Source organism: Thermoplasmata archaeon (assembly GCA_038851035.1).
Lineage (GTDB): Archaea > Thermoplasmatota > DTKX01 > VGTL01 > VGTL01 > JAWCLH01.
Genome location: JAWCLH010000002.1, coordinates 104,708 through 121,559, shown reverse-complemented (window position 1 = coordinate 121,559; position 16,852 = coordinate 104,708). Strand labels below are relative to the sequence as shown.

At 57.4% G+C, this 16,852-nt stretch carries 11 protein-coding genes; 4 read left to right on the top strand and 7 right to left on the bottom strand.

The window, feature by feature from the left end:
• Window positions 1–24: 24 nt before the first annotated feature.
• Entirely contained in the window at window positions 25–2,919 is a 2,895-nt protein-coding gene (gene leuS, locus QW379_01150; GenBank protein ID MEM2869017.1) for a leucine--tRNA ligase, read from the bottom strand.
• A 143-nt stretch (window positions 2,920–3,062) separates the two neighbouring features.
• Between leuS and QW379_01145 the strand changes: the two genes are divergently transcribed.
• Entirely contained in the window at window positions 3,063–3,629 is a 567-nt protein-coding gene (locus QW379_01145) for a zinc ribbon domain-containing protein (GenBank protein ID MEM2869016.1), read from the top strand.
• A gap of 121 nt (window positions 3,630–3,750) precedes the next feature.
• Window positions 3,751–5,946: a CARDB domain-containing protein gene (locus tag QW379_01140; GenBank protein MEM2869015.1), complete on the top strand. Its 2,196-nt coding sequence runs from the start codon at window positions 3,751–3,753 to the stop codon at window positions 5,944–5,946.
• 641 nt (window positions 5,947–6,587) lie between these two features.
• Here the strand turns inward: QW379_01140 and QW379_01135 are convergent.
• Window positions 6,588–7,769 carry a PKD domain-containing protein gene (locus tag QW379_01135; GenBank protein MEM2869014.1) on the bottom strand — a complete coding sequence of 394 codons (1,182 nt, stop codon included), beginning with the start codon at window positions 7,767–7,769 and terminating at the stop codon, window positions 6,588–6,590.
• 213 nt (window positions 7,770–7,982) lie between these two features.
• Window positions 7,983–10,679: an MMPL family transporter gene (locus tag QW379_01130; protein ID MEM2869013.1), complete on the bottom strand. Its 2,697-nt coding sequence runs from the start codon at window positions 10,677–10,679 to the stop codon at window positions 7,983–7,985.
• A gap of 126 nt (window positions 10,680–10,805) precedes the next feature.
• Here QW379_01130 and QW379_01125 point away from each other — a divergent pair, with 126 nt between their 5' ends.
• Window positions 10,806–11,087 (top strand): hypothetical protein, encoded by a 282-nt coding sequence (locus QW379_01125; protein ID MEM2869012.1) that lies wholly within the window; start codon window positions 10,806–10,808, stop codon window positions 11,085–11,087.
• Window positions 11,053–12,825 carry an ASKHA domain-containing protein gene (locus tag QW379_01120; GenBank protein MEM2869011.1) on the top strand — a complete coding sequence of 591 codons (1,773 nt, stop codon included), beginning with the start codon at window positions 11,053–11,055 and terminating at the stop codon, window positions 12,823–12,825. The genes QW379_01125 and QW379_01120 overlap by 35 nt, the downstream gene beginning before the upstream one ends.
• Window positions 12,826–12,888: 63 nt before the next feature.
• Here the strand turns inward: QW379_01120 and QW379_01115 are convergent, their stop codons facing one another.
• From QW379_01115 to QW379_01100, 4 genes are all read right to left on the bottom strand, one after another.
• On the bottom strand, window positions 12,889–14,046 hold the full coding sequence (locus QW379_01115; GenBank protein ID MEM2869010.1) for a formate--phosphoribosylaminoimidazolecarboxamide ligase family protein: 1,158 nt from the start codon (window positions 14,044–14,046) through the stop codon (window positions 12,889–12,891).
• A 12-nt stretch (window positions 14,047–14,058) separates the two neighbouring features.
• On the bottom strand, window positions 14,059–15,048 hold the full coding sequence (locus QW379_01110; GenBank protein MEM2869009.1) for a hypothetical protein: 990 nt from the start codon (window positions 15,046–15,048) through the stop codon (window positions 14,059–14,061).
• 116 nt (window positions 15,049–15,164) lie between these two features.
• The gene (locus QW379_01105) at window positions 15,165–15,686 is read right to left on the bottom strand and encodes a hypothetical protein (protein ID MEM2869008.1); all 522 of its coding nucleotides are present in this window, start codon (window positions 15,684–15,686) and stop codon (window positions 15,165–15,167) included.
• Window positions 15,687–15,751: 65 nt separating this feature from the next.
• Window positions 15,752–16,849, bottom strand: coding sequence for a J domain-containing protein (locus QW379_01100; GenBank protein ID MEM2869007.1), 1,098 nt, complete (start codon window positions 16,847–16,849; stop codon window positions 15,752–15,754).
• Window positions 16,850–16,852: the final 3 nt, after the last annotated feature.

Sequence of the window (16,852 nt, the reverse complement as noted above, 5' to 3'; positions counted from 1 at the left end):
TGGTATATATTGGTTGTGATGAGCTCATCCCTCGATGTATATCGCGGGCCGAAGGGGCATAGCCTGGCGGGCCTTGCCCTGTGGGTCATACCTGTCGGGAGCCTCGGCCGGGAAGTGGAGCACCTCACAGCCCAGGTCCCTCGCGAGAAAGGTCCTAATATCCTCCATCAGGGCGGGCTCGTCAATCGGGAGTGTGAGCTGCTCCAGCTCTTCCGGTGGGAGTCTCCCAAATCCAATCACAAGCTTCTGACATACAGGGGCCACCTCCCTCTCCCGCTCCCTTAGCTCCGGCATCCTGAGAACGGATTTTATCAGCTCGCTCACGGAGAGGCGCCCTTCCCTCGCCATCTCCAGAGCACGCTTGTGTATCGCCCACTTCCAGCTGGGGGCCGAGTAGAGAACGACCCTCTTCGGACTTATTCCCGTGACCTTCAGAATCTCACCCACATCTTCCGCCACCCTCTTGACCACCTCTTCTCTGAATTCTGCCCTTCTGTCCCGGAGGGACTCATCCGGTGATGGGAACGGGGCGTCGGCAATGAACCCTCGCCCGCCGAGCATCTCCCAAAGCTCCTCGCAGATATGTGGCACGATGGGGGCCAGAAGGCGGAGCCACGCATCCAGAACCTTTCTGAGGACCTCACGATTCGAGCCGCCCCTCCGGAGGTACCAGCGCATGTCCTGCTGGAGCAGAAAGAAGGAGTGCTGTAGTGCCTTTCTAGTCTGAAACTCTTCGAGGGCCTCCCCCGCTGCAGCCACATGGTGCTGCAGCCTCGAGAGCATCCATCCATCCACAGGGCTTTCCCTAGAGTCCTCGATAGCCATTATCTCTTGAGCCATCGAGAAGAACCTCTCCAGCTGGCGCTTGTGTGCCTCCGCCTGCGCCCCTCGCCAGTTGAAGTCCTGCCAGGGCTCGCACATGTACATCAGGTAGAAGCGGGTGACGTCTGCTCCGTACTTCTCCACAGCGTCCGAGACCGCAAAAACAATTCCCCTCGAACTCGACATTCTCTGCCCCTCGAGCACCCCAAGGCCAAGGCTCACTATGCCCCGTGGGCAGAATTCCTTCGGCATTGTGGCGAGATGGTGGAATATCATGAAGGTCAGGTGGTTGGGAATCAGTTCATTGGCGCTGACCCGGTAATCTTGCGGGTACCAGTATGTGAACTCATCCCTCATTCTCGTGAGTAGTTCTGAAGGGATCCCGGTCTTTTCCGAGATGGCGGAAGGCTCCCCGGTCCCCCAGAAGATATAATCAAAGACAGAGTCGTCGAGCTGTTCCGGCCTAACCTTCCTTATCCAGGGGACGAGGGTGTAGTAGGCCATATAAATGGTGGAATCAGAAAGAGATTCTATTATCCAGCCAGTGGCATCCCAGGGGAGCCTTGTCCCCATCCCAACCCTTCTGGTACAGGGCCAGTCATGGAGCCATTCGACAACATTCAGAAAGTAGGTTCTCGTCTCGGGTGGTATCAGCTCCATTCTTTCCAGCGCGGCCCTGACCTCCTCCTTCCAGGCCGGGTCCGAGTAGCGGATGAACCACTGGTCCTTCACCACCCTGACCACACAGGGGCTCCCGCACCTGCAGATGACGGGCATGTCGGAGAACTCGTACATGATATCGGCATCGCCGGTAGAAAGAAGCTCCTGCCTTACGCCGTCCTTGGCTATGGAGACTCTCATCCCTCTCCAGGGGCCCGTGTTGGATGCCATCTTTCCCCTGTTGAACTCGAGCTTGTATATTCTTTGGGTGGCTTCATCCAGCTTCTTTGCATCCCCCTGGTCCCTCACGCCCAGCCGCCGGATGAATTCCTCGGTGCTCTCGCCTCCGTCTTCCAACTCTATCATCCGTATAGGCCGAATTCTCCGGACCTCTTCCGGGTTCAGCCCGAAGGAGCGCATCCGCTCCTCGTCCCTTTGCAAATCGGCGAGGGCGACGAGGTCGAAGGGCGCGTGGGCCGGGACGGACCCGACGACCCCCGTGGTGTGGTCGGCCTGAACGAACTCCGCGGGCAGAATCGGCACTGTCACGCCGGTCCTAGGCACGACCACCTTTTTCCCGATGAAGTCCCTCGGCTTAACGCTCCGGACGACTCTGACCTCCTTCTGCTGGTGGGAGAGCTTCTCCGCGGCTCGCTCGGAGACGATCCAGCGCTCGCCGCCTGTTTCTATCTCCACATAAGCCGCGCCCGGATGCAGCCAGATATTGGTGACGCCAAATATGGTCTCGGGGCGGAGGGTGGCGGCTGGGAAAACAAGGCTCCCCCCCTCCAGCCTGTACTTTATGAGCACGAACTCGTTTATCCCAACGCCCTCCCCCTCGAGTAGGTCGTGGTCTGTGACCGCGTTATTGTCTCGGGGACAAAACTTCACGGGGTGGGAGCCCGTCGCCACCAGGCCTCTTTCCCTAAGCCTCCTATACTGCCACTCGACCAGCTTGCTGAAATGGGGGTCGAGGGAAGTGCACTCGCGCTCCCAAGCGATACCGAACCCGAGTGAGTTCATGCTGCGCTTGTAGCCCATCGGACTCTCAGATATCCAGAACCGGGCGAAGCTCATCGGGTCTTTGAGGGCGTCGATTTGCTGAGGAGAGAGGCCGTATTTTTCGTGCAGAGTCTTGAGATATTTCTCGTCCCGCCCAGCTATTCTTTTGGTTGCTCCCACGATGGGGCTCCCGGTCAGATGCCACCCCATTGGAAAGAGGCAATTGTACCCCTTCATTCTCTTGAAGCGCGAGATCACGTCCGGCACGGTGTATGTGCGGGCGTGGCCGACGTGCATCGGTCCGGAGGGGTAGGGCCACGCGACAGTGATAAAAAACTTCCTCCGGCTAGGGTCCGGGCGCGAGTTGAAGACCCCTGCCTCCACCCATCTATGTTGCCATTTCTGTTCTATTGCCCGGGGGTCGTACTCCCTCATGACAGCGTGCAAAAGGTTGAGGTGGGATATAATCCTATCCGTAAAAACCGGGACCAAATGAAACCAAATGAAAGAACTCATTAATATAAAAACAATTTAATACTAATAAAAAACTCTCCTTCCGGAGTTTCGGAGGACGATAAATGGGCCGACCCACCCATCATTGCTCTTTCAACCCGACTCAGCTTCTCCTGATGGCCGGCCTCGGCTCTCGCCTACGCTCCTTTTTCAAAGAGAGGAAAAGGGAAAAGCCCAGTAAGGGCGAAGGGCGGCGCGAGCTTCTTCACGAGACATTTCCCCCTCTCCCCCGCCCCATGCACACTTCCCCCCGAATAGTCTCGGCCACTCCCGGCCCCCAGCCACCTCCAGAACTCGAGAAGCCTCCGGAGCCCCCGGTTGCGGTTGGGGGTCCGGATGAGGAGGAGCAGAAAGAGAAAGAGGACCTAGTTAGGGAGGTCATCCAATCCGTGACCGTGATGATTGTAGCCTTAGAAGAGAATGGTCTGAACGCGTCCATGGTTAGGAGGCACCTCTCTCTGGCGGAATCGCTCCTGCACCAAGGTGACGCGGAGAGAGCCCTCAGGTACGCCACAAAGGCGATGGAGCTAGCGGAACGGCTAGAGGCGGAGCAAGAACATTGCCCTAGATGCGGCACAGAGACCAGACCGAAATGGATTCTGTGCCCGAAATGCGGAGCACCCCTTCGGTAAAAGGCCCACCTATATTCTAGATGGGGTTCTACACATCACCTTTATCAACTTTCCTGTCCCGAGGAATATTATTATATAGGTTCAAAACATTAAAGCCCCCGACCTAACTAAGGGTGGTGTGATGAAGACTACAATGACCAAGATGGGTGCTTTAATGTGCGTCCTCCTGTTCCTCGCGAGCCTGGGCGGTGGGCTCAGCGTCGGCGGGGTAGGCGACGCAATGGCCGGTGCCCGGAGCCCTGGACTGGACCTTTATCTTGAGACCGACGATATCACGTTCACGGTTGGAGGCGAGTCTGTCGGGGAGGCGATCATGGGTTCAATGGTAACGATCAAAGCGACCGTGCACAATAGCGCTAACTCCGACACCGATAGTAGTCAAGTGACGGTATCATTCTTTTATGATAGTCTCGTCATAGGCTCATCCATGATCACCGACCCCATAGCGCCAGGAGAGGAGGCCTCTTGCCAACTGGTCTGGGATACAACCAGCGTAGTCCCGGGGGACTACGAAATCCGGGTGAACGTGAACGATGAAATGATACCCGATGCAGACACCAGCAACAATGACGCCTACAAGAGCTTTAAGATTATCCCAATTCCTAAGCCTCACGTATATGTAGATAGAATAGTATTACCCAACAATGCTCTCATAGGAGACCCAGTCGTCATAACTGCCTACCTCAAGAACGACGGAACCAAAGATATGACAGAGCAGGACGAGGACACGGTCAGGTTCCTAGTCGGGGCCTCCCCGCTGATAAATGGGATACTTCCCTACCCCAGACCACTCCCCGCCGACAACTCCACTGAGGTCTCGGTCAGTTACACTTGGGACACCTCTCAGATGAGCGAGGGAAAATTCATTATAGTGGTGGAGGTGACGAGCTCCAAATTCAAGCTCGAGTCCGACATCATCGAACTCACCCTCCCCACCCCGAACGTGTACATCCATTCCATTCAGGTGGACAAGACCTCTATCCTGGAGGGGGAGAGCGTCACAATCACGGTCACACTGAAGAATAATGGGACCGCCAACACCACCGCCGACGAGGAGATTTGGCTTCTGGTCGACGATGCGACTAGCCCGACCACCGAAGGTGTTGTGACTAAGTTTATCCCGAAGGGGGGCGTCAGCGTTATCGCAACGTTCATATGGAACTCCTCGGGTGCAGAACCGGGCATGCATACCTTCACCGTGAAGGTTCCCGCCTCGAGCGACCCACGGGCCTCGATGACCTCTCCTGAGGTAGAGGTAAGGCCAAGACTGCCCAACGTGGAGCTTATCTTCTTCGAGGTAACGCCGTCCGTCGTGAAGAGCGGGGAGACAGTCCTTCTTTCTGCAAAGGTGACCAACACCGGCACGGCCGATGCTTACAACGAGGAGCTTAGGTTCTACCTCGGCTCCAACGAGACTTATCCCCTCGCCATCAAAAAGGTCAATGTACGGGTGGGCACGGAGGAGTGGGTGAATTACACCTACACTCCCGAGGTGGGTGAGAACGACACCACATTCAAGTTCTTGGCACAGTACAAATCTACTTTGCTCGAGGACAGCGTGTTGGTAAAGTCAACTGTCCCGCTGAGGCCAGACCTCGTGGTGGAAAGTGTGGACGTGCCTCGACTAATGATAGTGAATCGCGAATACGCCGCCTCCGCCGTAATAGCGAACAAGGGACGCGCTCCCGCCTATAATTTTACGGTGAAGTTCAACCTCGGGACCGAGATGCCATACTTGGTGAAGAACCTAGACCTCGCCAACGGAGACACCATGACCGTGAACTGGACTGTGAAGCCCACAATTCCCGGCACTGCCCTCCGATTCAAAGTCGAGGTCGATGCCACGGGTGTTGTGGTGGAGTCGGACGAGTTCAACAACATCAACGAGGATATCAAGGACATCATTGTGAAACCGGAGCCACGAGCCTCCATAGATATCCAGAGCGTCCTCGTGTCAAAGAAGAGCCTCGAGGTAAAGAAAGGGGAGAAGGGGAGCGTCAAACTCACCGTCACCCTTTCCAACAGCGGCGAGAAGGACGGCACGGTCCTGCTCGTAATCAAAGAAGGGCTCGTCCAACTGCTCAGCACAGAGGTTTCTGTCCCAGCCAACTCCACGGCGGAGTTCGTATATAAATGGAACCTCACGGGCGCAAAAACCCACACCGCCAGGATATCGATAGAGGGTGCGGACGCGGGCCTGAAGACCTCTCAGACCATTTACGTTGAACTCAGAGAGAGTACTCCCGGATTCGGAGCTCTAGTGCTTCTAGCCGCCGTACTCGTGGGCAATCTATTGCTCAGGAGAAGAAAAAGCTAACCGGTCTAACCCACGCCTGGCCCCAGCCCCTCCGGTCCAGCGCTTCTGTGTGACCGGGGGTGTAACATCAGCCGCTCCGGATTCACTAAGCAATGTCGCACTTATCGACAACTCACAACCCAATTCTGGGTAACTCTAGGGGCAGCATGGAGAAGCGCATGGCCCCTGGTACGTGAGCTCTGCTACGTCTTAAAAAGAGAATCGTCCACCATGCCAATAACCCCGACCCTGCCTACTCCGGCTCTCGAGGCCTTATAAAGGAACATGTTGGGTCGAGCTTCGATTCCGTGCCCAAACGGGGGAGCTGGTCTCCCGTCGCTATCGACCTTGACGCAAACGCAGCCTCCTGCTTTTGAGATTGCTTGGGACCCCGTGTAGATTTCTCGTACACGATTATGCAGGCCACCGTCGGTAGCTTTGAAATATATCACAACGTTCTTGTCCCACGAGGTCGCGAGCTCGAGACAGGCTTCATGCCGAGTCCCTCCACTCAATCAGTTGCCGCGGGCGGAGCGGCGGGCAGGGAGCGTAATAAAAAGGCGAAGGGAGTGGATGGATTACCGCCCATAGATTTGACTGGCGCTGGGAAAAAAATAATTTCGGGGAGAGGAACCACGCGCTCCGTCAGCCTTCTTCTGCTCTCAGCCTTTCTTGTACCAGCCGCTGTCTATAACTGTTCCTTGGTATTGCACCTCGATGAAGTACCAGGTCCCGTCGACATCGAAGCCATCTGTTAGGAGCTCGTTCACGGAGACTGAGTTGCCGGGAGTGTTGGGCTCCCAGGTCCCCTCGTTGGTGGTGGAGTTGTTGTCTATCTTAATGCTCCTGTCGGCTTTGTAGGAGGTGACGTTGATGAGTATGCTGCCGGGGCTCTTGGCGTCGCCCTTATTTTCGATTTTTATCTGGAGGTTTGCTCTGGTGTGGTTGGTTGGGTCGACGTACGTCTCCACGGTCACATTCTTTATTATTAGATCCTTCTCGACCGTGATGTTGAAGGTGCTCGAGCCCGTGGCGCCGTCGTCGTCAGTAACCGTCAGAACGATGTTATATACGCCCGGCGTGAGGTATTTATGACTGACACTGGTTCCGTTCTCCCTTTTTCCATCCCCGAAGTCCCAGGAGTAGTTGACTATAGTCCCGTCCAAGTCGCCAGAGGCTGCCCCTGTGAACTCTATCGCTCTGTTCGAGTAGTAAGGTGCCGGGGAGGATATGCTTATATTAGCCACGGGATGCCTGTTTGTGATTCCAACGGAAACCTTTGCCGAGGCCGTCTGGCCCGAGCAGGTTATTTTCGCAACCACATCATAGGTCCCATTGTCCTTGAACTGGTGGGAGACCGACGCACCTTTCTGGGCGGCGGTCCCGTCCGCAAAATTCCACTCTATTTCAGACAGCCTATCCCCGAGCGCAGATGTGTCGAGAGAAAATGTGATATTCTCGAAGGTGAGGGCGCTGGACACGCTGGCAACGGGAAGGGGCGCCACTACGATGACAGTGGTGATTGGTTTCGACTTCGCCCCCTTATCGTCCTTGACTGTCAGAGTGACGTTGTAGACACCGGCCTGCGTGTACTGATGGGTCGCGCTCTTGTTCTTTGTCTCGGTCAGCGTAGCCCCATCGCCGAAAGCCCAGATATAAGACTTGATTTTCCCATCGGGGTCCTTCGAGGCAGATGCGTTGAAGACCGCGGTATCTCCGACGAAAAGAACCACTTTCTCTGCCGTCATGCTCGCCTTCGGGGCTTTGTTAGCTTCGCTCGGGCATCCGGCAATCAACATCGCCGTCACAACAAGTACTACGATTCCAGCCCACATGCGCCTCATTCCATCACCGCTCCATAGTTTAGTTCGCTTATGCACCGGACTTTACGGGCGGCCTGCGCCGTCCTCCGATTATGATTGGCATCTGAGTCTGGTGATTTAAGGTTTTGGCTACTACAAATCCACGATGGTGGCGTATTGCCGGACCCTCTTTTTCCGAATAGCCGGGGGTCGTACCTAAACCTTCGCGTGGTGTCGCTACAGCCGCACCCACACCTACCAACCCTCGCGCTCAATTCTTAGCTTTTCCGCCTCTCTGAACCTCAACCACACTGTGTATATCGCGGGAAGGATGAAAATCGCTGCGAGAGCGTTCAGGCCGAGGAGAATCTGAATCATGAGCACAAACTCTCGGACCGACTGTATCGGGACGCCCATTATGAGCCAGTCCCTCGGCTGCACGCCCATCGCTAGGTCGACTAAAGCGCCCGGAGAGACGAGGACCGCCATGAAGCCGATTATCATCGTTACCGTAGCCTCTACGAACGAAACCCCGCAGTTCTCGACCGCGCTCTTGACCGACTCGATGCTCAGGCCGCCGGCCCGGACCCTCTGGGATATCTGAATGCTGAAGTCCACGCCCGTCCCTATTGCGATGGAGCCAATCATCACTGTCACGACGGAGAGTGGGATGTTGATGCCCACGAGCACCAACGGCTCCAGACCGACGACGACGCAGCACGGGACTATTGTGAAGACCGCAAGCCTCCAGGAGCGGAAAACAACTGTGAGGACTAGGCAGGAGGCAAGGATGCAGACCGCAAGGGAAGTGAGTTGGCCCTGAATCAGGAGGTCATTTACGGCGAGCTGAATCGCCGCCACTCCGGTCAGGTGCGAGGCGGTGCTCATCACGAGGGGAATCTCATCCACAGCCTTATTCACACCCTCGACCGCCTTTCTGGTCCCCTCGATGTCCAGCATGGGCTGGAACACATAAATCAGGGTTTTCGAGTAGTCGGCGTTGACCAGGAAGCCCCTCATCTCCGTGCTGAGAGAGGAGTAGAAGAGGTTGACGAGGAACTCTTTGACTCTGTCAGGGCCCCACATGTGAACGGCGTCCCAGAAGCTGATGTTGACACCGATGTGAACGGTCCCGTACCTCGGTATCGTTATCTCGTCCGGTGTTTTGACCATTTTCATTATATCCACAACGCTCATACAGTTCGTATAGGGGGCAAGACCGATGCGGCCCTCGAGCGCCTCGATGCTGTCCAGAACCTGGATGTTCCTGGCACAGTCGGGTGCGCCGCGCACAATCACCATCCCTATCTGGCCCCCGCCCATCGTCCGGGAATACTCATTCATGCTGACGAAGGCAGGGTCGTCGGAGGGAGCCATCGCCATGTAGTCCGCGTTGAACCTCACCGAGGGGATGAGCAAGAGGGAGAGGAGAATCAGCGCAATAAAGGCAACGAGGGTCTTCTTCCTGTGGTCCGAGGGGACGGCGGCGAACCTCCTCCAGCCCCTCCACTCCTTTCTTTTTTTATAATTGAGAAGAACGGTCAGGATCGGGACCATCACCATAGTCAGGGCGTATGTGAGCATGATGCCCAGAGCGAGGGCCATCCCCATCACCGCTATCGGCGGAAGGGTGCCGAACATCAGCGAGCCGAAGCCTATGGAGGTCGTTCCCGCAGAGAGGAGGATTGCGGCATTCATCGCCTTGGCTGCCACGCGAGCCTTCTCGACTGACGTGCCTTTCCTCTCCTCGCTGAAGCGATTGGCGATGTAGACGCCATAGGAGATTCCGAGGGCCAGCATCACCGGCGCCACCAACGCAATCTGGGGACTGATTATCAGGCGCTCGTGGAGGGCGCCGACGATTCCGAAGGTTATGACGAGCGCGTAGGCCACAGGGACCAGGGCGAGCAGGGGGGCTTTGAGGGTTCTGTGAAAAAAATAGAGAACGATGAAGAGATAGATGATGGTGAAGGGCATGACCTTAATGAACTCGTATATTGTTCTGCCCTGAATCTTTTCTATGACGGTCATAGGCCCTGTATTTATCATCTCGCAGCTCTGCGAATCGTAGCGCTTCAGGAGTGCGTCCACTTTTCCCACTATGTAGGAAGGGCTTGTGCCCGCGCGCACGCCGATTATGATGGCTGCCCTGTCATAGATCCCGTCGCCGTCGGTGTCCTTGAGAAGGCTGGCTTTCTGCTCTTCGGGAATTGTGTTGACTATTGCGTCTATGGTCTCCTGATCCGGCGGAATGGCGTAAGAGCCCGCAACAGGGGGGAGCTGTAGGGCCCGCGCTATACGCGCTGGTGTGCTGTTTAGCTCCTTGATAATCGTGGAGATACTCAGGCAGTACCTCACGCGGTCGTTCTTGCCACCGTCGTCCTTGTCCGGGTCTATGCCCCGGTCCCTCTCGTCCGGCGCGTTCCTGTTTAGGTCGTCGCCCTCGAAGCGACTCATCTCGAGCAGGACCGGAACGCTGGTCAGGTTCTCCACCTTCCCGTCTCCATCGGTGTCCTTTGCCTTTATGTAGATCACGATAACATCTGTGGAGTAATCCCTCCTGACCTCCTCGAGTATTTTTGTTGCCTCGTGGTCCGGGGGGAGGTATATCTCCATGTCGCCTCTCATGTACTTGGGGATATTGACGGCTTGCGAGCCGATAATCGCTGTGATTATTGTGAGAATGATGAAAATCTGAAATGGGTGATTGGTCGAGAAGTCAATGATTCTGTCCCAAGTTCCCCTCCTGGGCCTCAGCTTTCCGGCGTATCTGTCGCCGAGTTCGTCGAGACTCTTGATTGTCGCCCCGGCCCTCCGGGTCGCCCTGGAGACGTAATCCTGAACCGAAGCACGGTATCTCTCCCGGTCCGCTCTGGAAGAGAGGTCCGGAAGCCCCTCCAGCCTCCTGTCGAGGCGTCGGTCCAGTTCCGCAACAAAGTCCCTCAAACCCATTCCATCTCTTCCCGCTCAATGGGTATTCCCCTCTTGGGATTAATTGTTTTGGCTTTCTCCCTGACCTAAATCCCCGCGCGAGCACTGGACCAAAACAATTAAATTGTATCGTTAAAATTCTAAGGCGTGGTTGAATTGAAGAAGGGGTCTTGGCTGAGGGTGGTTCTCTGGTGCATCCCCTTGATTTCAATCGGGGATGTGATCTGGGCGGTCAGCACCAGGATGGGTGTGGCCCTGACCTTCGGTCTCGGCCTCTACAAACTGGACAGCATCCACATCCTGATTCAGGTTGCGCTGATGGTCGCCCTCAGCTTGATATTCATCTCCGCCTCACCATGCGAAGGGGAGGAGCACGGCGGGGCGAGGGGGGAGAATGCCGGGAAAAAGGCGAAGGGAAGGATACGCTGAGCCTTCCGGGTCCGGACGTATTGCAAGTGTTCTATTCAGGCCCTTTGGAAGGTGCGTGAGGGTCCCCCACGGAACCGACCTCGTGAGCGCTGCCCGGCTCGCGGGCCTCTCTATTGGCGGCGTGTGCGGTGGTGTGGGCACCTGCGGGAAGTGCAGAATATATATGGTCAAAGAAAGAAAAAAGAGGGAAGCCCTAGCCTGCCGTACGGTGGCACGGGGCCGTCTCGTGGTTGAGATTCCTCCCTCCACGCTCTCCAGCTCCGCCCGGGTCCTGACCGAGGGGGTGTATGTAAGAGTTGAGCCGCGACCAGATGTTGCGCTTGTCCGCAGAAACGGGACGTGGTCTCTGGTGTCAAGAGAGAAGAACGAAGCCCATGGCTTGAGGAAAAAGCCGCGCAAACTCTGCGGAATCGCTCTGGACCTCGGCACCACGACGCTAGTCGCGTCCGTATTTGATCTGAAAAGCGGGGAGAGACTGGCCGTCGGGGCCTCCCTCAACCCACAGACCGAGATGGGGGAGGACATTGTCACTAGAATAGCATTCGCTATGGGCGAGAAGGGGGGCGAGAGGAGGCTTAGAGAGTCGCTTTTATCGGAGATAAACGCCCTGAGCGCTAGGGTCTGTGGAACGGTGGGAATTTCAGTGCGCGAGCTATTTGACATCTGTGCGGTGGGCAACACCTTCATGCACCACTGCCTCCTTGGGCTCCCCCTCAACACGCTCGCGGAAGCTCCCTACGCCCCCGCCGCACGCGAGCCGAGAGGCCTGGCCGCTAAAGAGCTGGGGGTCGCAACTCATCCCCTGGCCCGCGCCTATGTGCCGCCTGTGGTCGATGGCTTCCTCGGCTCCGACGCCGTGGCTGGTGCCCTAGCCGCAGGACTCGACCGGAGCGAGGGCCCGACGCTTTACATTGACCTAGGCACGAACGGCGAGGTTCTGCTCGCCTTCAACGGAACTGTGATGGGGACCACCGCCGCCGCCGGACCAGCCTTCGAGGGGGCGCAAATAGAGTGCGGTATGAGAGCCGCGGACGGAGCCATAGTCACCGTTAGGCTGAAGGGTGAGGGCGAGGAGGACCTTTCGGGGTGGGGAGGGCGTGGCCAAAATATCGCAGGCGTCCCCGTCTCGCGTACGGGCGCATCATCCCGGCAAGGGCGTCGCATTGGAGGGAGGGCAGGGACAGGAGCCCTGCTGATAGAGACCGCGGGCCGAGCGCCTCCGGTCGGAATCGCTGGCTCGGGACTTGTGGATGCTGTCGCCGCGCTGCTCGACGCCGGGGCTTTGGACCGTAGAGGCGCTCTCGTCGATCACCCATTGGTGGAGACCGGAGCGTGGGGAAAGAGGGTTGTGCTCAGTCGGAGGCCTTCGATTGTGTATATATCACAGGACGACGTCCGCAATCTGCAGCTCGCCAAAGCCGCGATTTGCGCGGCGGCAAAGGTCCTTCTGAGACGAGCCGGAATCCCACCTTCGGGGCTCGAGAGAATACTTCTGGCCGGGGCCTTCGGCAATTACCTTGACAGGAGGAGCGCGCTGAGAATCGGCCTGCTCCCTCAGGTGGAGGAGGAGAGAATTCTCTCCCTCGGGAACGCTGCGTCGACGGGCGCGGGAATGATGCTCCTGTCGACAGTGGAGAGGAGGAGGGCCGAAGAGATCGCGCGGCGAATTCGGTATGTAGAGATGGCCGGAAGCGTTGAGTTCAGAGAGGAATTCGTGGACTCCCTAGGATTTCCCTGAGCTCTGGCCCCGGGGCTCCCGGCCCGCGGCCGACCATGAAACCCCATTTCCCCGCGGCCTCGCTTAGGTTACTATTTTATTGAGCTGCCCCGTCTCTATTGCCCTCTTGACCTCCCGCGCCCACCTCCTCCCCGTGCTCATCGGCATGCGCCAGAGGGCGTTTCCATAAGGGTGGCCCAACCACATGTGGATGTTGGTCCCGCCCCCTGTCCTCGGTGCCACATCGTATATCCAGAAATTGAGGTCCTTGTCCACACATGTCTGGAGGCAAAAGGGGCCGATGATGCCGGGGGGGTAGTGCTCCTGCGTGGCCTTGACGTATTTCTCTGCCAGGGCGAAGGCCTTCTCGAGGAGGGATTCCCTGAGCGTGGCTGAGTTGTGGCCGCAGACGGTGTATTCGGGGTTACGCTGGTCCTCGCCGAGCGTGAGCTGCTGGGGCGCCGGGAGGCGGACGTGGCCGTCCAGACTGCTCTCAAACCGCCAATCGACTCCGAGAAGCTCGATTCTCTCCATCTTGTCCTCAATGGGCGAGTAGAAGAAATCGAGGTTGAAAACTGGTCCTATAATATAGCGCTCGATGCGGGCGCCGGCGAGGTCCTCACGAGTTATCACTCCCTGCGAGACGAGTTGCTCGGACTTTTTCCTATATTCATCATAGGATGCGGCTGTGAAGAAGCCCCTCTCGAGTTTCTTGACCGCGTGGTGCAGCTTTACGATGACAAGACGGTCTATGTTTCTGGGGTCGTCTACCCTCTCTGGGAAGGGGAGACCCGCTCTTTCTAGTATCCAGTAGTAATCTCTTCCCCTCCCCCTCTCCTCGCTCGCTAGTAGGTTTCGGCTCCCCAGGAGTGGGAGGCGAAGTCTGTCCTCGACGTCTTCAATGGAGAGGTAAGACGTCAGGGCCCTGTTGGGAACGAAGAGCGTGCTCGTACTCCTCAGCGCCTCCTGGTTCGCCTCGTCCAGCAGCTGCGAGAACCTGTCGAGGATGAGCACATCGTCAACCACGCCTCTGAGCAAACTCCCCTTCCCGTCCCGCAGGGCCCGAAAGTAGCGGGCGTAGGTCGCCTCCCTGCCCCTCTGACAGACCGCGACTGTTCGGAAGCCCTCTTCGATGGCGCCGTCGAAGACGTCCAGCGCCGAGTGCGAGGCTATTGCCCCGATTCGCACCCTCTTCTCATCGTATTCGCGGATGATATTCGAGATCTCTTCCGGTCCGAGCAGGCTCCCACCGCCCTATCTGTAAATCGACTGCTCTTTGTACTTCTGCTTGATGACGAGGGCCACGCCCATCCACACGCCGTCAAGAACGACAAAAATCAGGAGGAAGGTTAGAAGGGAGCCGAGCAGACCCGGCTGAATCTCCCTCTGAATCTCATAGTGAATTCGCACCCCCCCCTCCGACCTTATGACGGTGTAGATTCTGTGCTCGCCGTAGGGCATGCTCCTGGCGTCCTTCTGTAACATCGAGACATTTTGGCTGAAGACTATTCCATTTTCCTTCGAGAAATTCATGATGTTCTCCAGGCTGCGGTCACCCTCTTCGTATTGCCTGTAATAAATCGTGAAATTGTCGTAGAGGTCTCTGGGGATTATCGCTATGTCCACGGGCGAGGTCGTGGTCACCTTTATGTCCGTCACCTTAGTTATTTGGAATTCGTCCTGGGTCTTGAAGCGGTAGGTCTCCTCCCCATAGCCCTTGTCGCTGTCGTCCTTGGAAGCCATTAGCTCCCTGCCACTCTCGCTCGGCGGGATATAATAAAGCAAAATGAAGAAGACCAGCGCTACTATCATCCCTGTCAGGGCTCCGCGGAAGGCGGTGTGGGCGAGGAGAACCCTCTGGCTGCTGCTCTCCGTGGCCTTGATTTCAAGGAGACGGAAGACTATGCCCGTGATGGCCATTGCGACGCCCATTAATAGCGCCGTGAAGAGAATCGGCTCAAGGGGTAGAATCGGCTTCTGGCTAAGGCCCTCGAACTCGGCCATTCTCTGTGAATAGGCAATGTACATCAGAATGAGCATGACGAGAAACTCAACGACCAGAATGACGCCCTTGATGCGCCTGAGCAACACGATTTTTGGGCTGAGGTACCCGTAGTCCTCTTCAGGCCCCTCTTCCGCCTGCTCCGGGCCCTCTACTCCCCCCCCATATGGAAACTCCCCGTATCCGCTCCCGTACTCAGCTGGAGGAGGCGCGGGTCCAGGCTGGTAACCGGGGTAGGCCATTCCCTCTCACCCGTATTAAGCGCAGATAATTCTTGTGGAGTTAAATAGCTTTCTACAATGGTTGCATTCGCCGGATGTCATTTGCCCGGCTTCAGTTCTCGCCGGAGCTCAGCGGCTCAGGCCTCAGCCCTCTTCCTCAGCTCTATGAGCCGCTCGTAGAGCCCCCTCGAGCGGGCGGAGGAAATCAGGTACTCCATGTCGAGGAAGTTTCTCCATTTTATATAGAGTTCCGACGCGGTTGCGGAGCGCGGGCTCCCCTCCAGAAGAGTGAGCAGAAGGTCCTCTGTAGAGGGTATGAAGAAGCTGGAGTAGCCCAGTGTCAGAGGAACCCTTCGCGCTATGGAGCCTGTCTCCGAGGCCGTCCTAGCCGTCCTCAGCCTCACGGCGATTCCTGTTGCTTTGTGGCGGAGCTCGACCGGACCCCTCCACCTCGCCTCGATGTCGAAGCCTTCCTGAGCGAGGTAGTTCATGAGACGCGAGCGCTGCTCGGGCGTCACGTTCATGAGCACCTCCAGACTCTGGACCTCCTCAGCGAGGCCGAGCATCTTCAGGGCCAGCTCCCCGGTGAACACATAGAACAACTCGTTCTCATTCAGGTACCTGCAAAGGAGTCTCAGGACATGAATAACAGGCTCCATCCCCGAACCTCCGGAGCAGTTATCGGCCGTGACGCAATCGTTGCGGACCGGGGTATGAGGGGCATCTACCGCCTCCTGGGAAGCCAAGCCCTCCCCTCTGCGCTCCCCTCCTCTCTCTCAAACTCCGCGAGCAGCTCTTTCTGGCGTCCGGTGAGGACTCTCGGTGTCCTGACCACGACGGTCACATAAAGGTCTCCTCTCCCGTGGGAACCGCAGCTCGGCATTCCGAGCCCCTGGAGCCTGAATGTGGTGTGGGTCTGGGTGCCGGGAGGAATTCGGACTGAGGCAATGCCGTCGAGCGTTTCGACCCGCAACTTACCGCCGAGCGCTAAAAGGGCAAAGGATGCCTCGGCTGTGCGGTGAAGATCCCGTGCCTCCCTTCTGAATACTGCATGGGGCCTGACGCGAACCATAAGATAGAGATCCCCTCTCGGCCCGCCCCGGAGACCCTCTCCGCCTTCCTCGGGCATTCTAAGTACTGCACCGTCCTCCACACCCTCCGGAATTCTGATTCTGACAGGGACCATCGTCCTCACCCTTCCCCTGCCCGCGCACCTCGCGCATTCTTTATCAATCACCGTCCCCGTCCCGAAGCACCTTGGGCACGACTCGACCGTGACGAACCTCGAGCTCCCCCTCGCCATCACGCCCTTGACCTGCCCAAGTCCGCTGCAGATTGGACACCTTGCCGCCCTCCCGCCCCTCCTCGCACCCGTGCCACCGCACTCGGGGCACTCAGAAGCCCGAGGAATCTCGACCTCCTTAAATACCCCTCTGAATGCCTCCTCCAGCGTCAGCTCGACGTGAACACGGAGGTCCCTGCCCTTCACTGGTCCCGACCCCCTCCGTCTTTTGAACAGCTCCTCGAGAACTTCACCTGCGACAACGTCTTCGAGCTCGTCGGAATTGATGAGGTGGCGGGTGTCGGAGCCGGCGGACCCTGAGTGGAACTCGTCGGACCCAGCCTCGTCGTATGCCCTCCTCTTCTCCGGGTCGCTGAGAACCTCGTAGGCCTCGAGAATTCGCATCAATCTCTTCTCGGCGTCCTCTTTATCCTCGCAGACGTCGGGATGGAGGCGGTGGACGAGCCTTCTGAATGCGGCCTTTATCTCAGAGGGAGTGGCGTTTCGTGAGATACCTAGCGTTGCGTAGTAGTCGTCCATATC